This is a genomic window from Kocuria nitroreducens, from assembly GCF_042879195.1.
Classification (GTDB): domain Bacteria; phylum Actinomycetota; class Actinomycetes; order Actinomycetales; family Micrococcaceae; genus Kocuria; species Kocuria nitroreducens.
On record NZ_JBHZTC010000104.1, the window covers coordinates 1 to 508 of the forward strand.

The 508-nt window shown below is 69.1% G+C and carries 1 protein-coding gene; it reads right to left on the bottom strand.

All coding sequences use genetic code 11. The features are described from left to right. On the bottom strand, positions 1 to 482 hold a 482-nt coding region (locus ACFYE1_RS17520; RefSeq protein WP_387745857.1), incomplete at its 3' end, for an IS5 family transposase. Between the last annotated feature and the right edge of the window lie 26 nt (positions 483 to 508).

The following is a 508-nucleotide window of genomic DNA, read 5'->3' on the forward strand; positions in this document are numbered from 1 at the left end:
CGGCGGGTCATCAGCCCGATCATGGACCACTTGACCATGGCTTCGGCGTGGGCGGGGAGGCGTTCGTAGTCGCGGGCCAGGCGGCGGGTGCGCATCAGCCAGGACAGGGTGCGTTCGATGACCCAGCGGCGGGGAAGGACCTCGAAGGTGGGCCGCTTGTCGGTCCGCTTGACGATCTGCACGGTGATGGACAGGTAGTACTGGGCGAAGGCCAGCAGCTTGCCGGCGTAGCCGCCGTCGGCCCACACCACCACGATGGAGGGCATCGCCATTCGTGCCCGGTTGAGCACCAGCCGCCCACCATCACGGTCCTGCAGGCTGGCGGCGGTGACCAGTACGACGACCAGCAGGCCGAGGGTGTCGGTGACGATGTGGCGCTTGCGCCCGTTGATCTTCTTGCCCGCGTCGTAGCCGCGCGAGTCCGCCCCGACGGTGTCGGCGCCCTTGACCGACTGTGAGTCCACGATCCCGGCGCTGGCCATCGGATCCCGTCCGGCGGCATCGCGCA